Source organism: Chelativorans composti (assembly GCF_039541695.1).
GTDB classification, from domain to species: Bacteria; Pseudomonadota; Alphaproteobacteria; order Rhizobiales; family Rhizobiaceae; genus Chelativorans; species Chelativorans composti.
Genome location: NZ_BAABGS010000043.1, coordinates 2501 through 5820, shown reverse-complemented (window position 1 = coordinate 5820; position 3320 = coordinate 2501). Strand labels below are relative to the sequence as shown.

Annotated in this window: 1 tRNA gene and 2 rRNA genes; all 3 read right to left on the bottom strand. The window is 55.9% G+C overall.

Annotated features, from left to right (window positions below):
* A tRNA-Met gene (locus tag ABD906_RS10045) sits at positions 1 to 77 on the bottom strand.
* A gap of 125 nt (positions 78 to 202) precedes the next feature.
* Positions 203 to 317: ribosomal RNA gene (gene rrf / locus ABD906_RS10040) — 5S ribosomal RNA — on the bottom strand.
* 180 nt (positions 318 to 497) lie between these two features.
* Positions 498 to 3306, bottom strand: a 23S ribosomal RNA gene (locus ABD906_RS10035).
* Between the last annotated feature and the right edge of the window lie 14 nt (positions 3307 to 3320).

The window sequence follows — 3320 nt, the reverse complement described above, 5'->3', positions numbered from 1 at the left end:
TGGTTGCGGGGGCAGGATTTGAACCTGCGACCTTCAGGTTATGAGCCTGACGAGCTACCGGGCTGCTCCACCCCGCGTCAATTGTGTTTGCGGACCTTGCCGGCGATTTCTCTTGCGCTGGCGTCAAAAGCAAAGAGGCCGCTTTGCGTTGCGGCCTTTTGCGTGAAGGAGAGTGAAGAGAAGATGTTCATGCGTTCAGCAGACCTGGCAGCGACCTACTCTCCCGTGTCTTGAGACAAAGTACCATCGGCGCTGGGGCGTTTCACGGCCGTGTTCGGAATGGGAACGGGTGCAGCCACCCCGCTATAACCACCAGGTCGGCAGAGCGCATGTTCGAGAAGCCGGTTTTGTTTCGTGCACCTTGTGGCACCGCACAATCGTCAGCCTTCGGGCGAAGCCCGCAAGCACGACCGTGCGTCGGCCACCCCGTCCGGAGGATAGCGGCGCAAGCCGCGCTCATCCGTAAGGACATATCCTGATGGATACAGCCAATGAGAATGATCAAGCCGATCGGGCTATTAGTAACGGTAAGCTTCATGCGTTGCCGCACTTCCACACCCGTCCTATCAACGTGGTCGTCTTCCACGGCCCTGATAGGGAATACTCGTTTTCAGGTGGGTTTCCCGCTTAGATGCCTTCAGCGGTTATCCCGTCCGCACATAGCTACCCTGCACTGCGGCTGGCGCCACAACAGGTCCACCAGAGGTGCGTCCATCCCGGTCCTCTCGTACTAGGGACAGATCCTGTCAATATTCCTACACCCACGGCAGATAGGGACCGAACTGTCTCACGACGTTCTGAACCCAACTCACGTACCGCTTTAAATGGCGAACAGCCATACCCTTGGGACCTGCTCCAGCCCCAGGATGCGATGAGTCGACATCGAGGTGCCAAACAACCCCGTCGCTATGGACGCTTGGGGGTCATCAGCCTGTTATCCCCGGCGTACCTTTTATTCGTTGAGCGATGGCCCTTCCACGCGGGACCACCGGATCACTATGACCGACTTTCGTCTCTGCTCGACTTGTCAGTCTCGCAGTCAGGCAGGCTTATGCCATTGCACTCGACGAGCGATTTCCGACCGCTCTGAGCCCACCATCGCGCGCCTCCGTTACTCTTTAGGAGGCGACCGCCCCAGTCAAACTACCCACCATACACTGTCTCGGATCCGGATGACGGACCGCGGTTAGACATCCATGAGGTCAAGGGTGGTATTTCAAGGACGGCTCCACCCGAGCTGGCGCCCGGGCTTCAAAGCCTACCACCTATCCTACACATGACGTCACGAATGCCAGTGTAAAGCTATAGTAAAGGTGCACGGGGTCTTTCCGTCTAACCGCAGGTACCCCGCATCTTCACGGGGAATTCAATTTCACTGAGCCTCTGCTGGAGACAGCGGGGAAGTCGTTACGCCATTCGTGCAGGTCGGAACTTACCCGACAAGGAATTTCGCTACCTTAGGACCGTTATAGTTACGGCCGCCGTTTACTGGGGCTTCAATTCAGTGCTTGCACACCTCCTCTTAACCTTCCAGCACCGGGCAGGCGTCAGACCCTATACGTCGTCTTGCGACTTCGCAGAGCCCTGTGTTTTTGATAAACAGTCGCTACCCCCTGGTCTGTGCCACCCCCCGATGGTTGCCCACCGAAGGGTCACGCTTATCCCGAAGTTACGCGTGCAATTTGCCGAGTTCCTTCAGCAGAGTTCTCTCAAGCGCCTTGGTATACTCTACCAGTCCACCTGTGTCGGTTTCGGGTACGGTCTGTACGCGGGAGCTATTTCCCGGGACTGCTTCACTGCCCAGTCAATCCAGTAAGACCGGACAATTTACGCAATCCGTCACTTCCCGCAGGCCCACGAATATTAACGTGGTTCCCATCGACTACGCCTTTCGGCCTCGCCTTAGGGGCCGGCTAACCCTGCTCAGATTAACTTTAAGCAGGAACCCTTGGACTTTCGGCGAGGGAGTCTCTCACTCCCTTTATCGTTACTCATGTCAGCATTCGCACTTCCGATACCTCCAGCAGCCCTCGCGGGTCTGCCTTCGCAGGCTTACGGAACGCTCCGCTACCGCGCGCCTTGCGGCGCACCCACAGCTTCGGTGCATGGCTTCAGCCCCGTTACATTTTCGGCGCAAGAACCCTTGTCTAGACCAGTGAGCTGTTACGCTTTCTTTAAATGATGGCTGCTTCTAAGCCAACATCCTGGTTGTTTTGGGGTTCTCACATCCTTTCCCACTTAGCCATGACTTGGGGACCTTAGCTGGCGGTCAGGGTTGTTGCCCTCTCCACGATGGACGTTAGCACCCACCGTGTGTCTGCCGACTAGTACTCCCGGGTATTCGGAGTTTGGTTAGGTTTGGTAATCCGGTGAGGACCCCTAGCCCATCCAGTGCTCTACCCCCCGGGGTATTCGGTCGACGCTCTACCTAAATAGATTTCGCGGAGAACCAGCTATTTCCGAGTTTGATTGGCCTTTCACCCCTAGCCACAAGTCATCCCAATCTATTGCAACAGAAACGGGTTCGGTCCTCCAGTTGGTGTTACCCAACCTTCAACCTGCTCATGGCTAGATCACTCGGTTTCGGGTCTAATGCAACGAACTGAACGCCCTGTTCAGACTCGCTTTCGCTGCGCCTACACCTACCGGCTTAAGCTCGCTCGCTACATTAAGTCGCTGACCCATTATACAAAAGGTACGTCGTCACCCTCGCGGGCTCCGACTGTTTGTAGGCAACCGGTTTCAGGTTCTCTTTCACTCCCCTCGTCGGGGTGCTTTTCACCTTTCCCTCACGGTACTGGTTCGCTATCGGTCATGCACGAGTACTTAGGCTTGGAGGGTGGTCCCCCCATGTTCAGACAGGATTTCACGTGTCCCGCCCTACTCGAGGACCTTTGCAAGTCTTACGTGTACGAGGCTATCACTCTCTATGGCCCGACTTTCCAGACGGTTCCACTTTCCTTGCAAAGGCCACTGGCCTGGTCCGCGTTCGCTCGCCACTACTAGCGGAGTCTCGGTTGATGTCCTTTCCTGCAGGTACTTAGATGTTTCAGTTCCCTGCGTTCGCCTCTTATCCCTATGAATTCAGGACAAGATACCTTCCCAACAACCGGAAACATGTTTCGTCCTCACGCAAACGCGCTTCCGACAAAACACATTTTCCGGCTGTCGAAGGTGGGTTGCCCCATTCGGAGATCCACGGATCAAGGGGTATTCGCACCTCCCCGTGGCTTATCGCAGCGTATCACGTCCTTCATCGCCTGTGCATGCCAAGGCATCCACCAGTTGCCCTTAAGACACTTGATCATTCTCATTGCCAA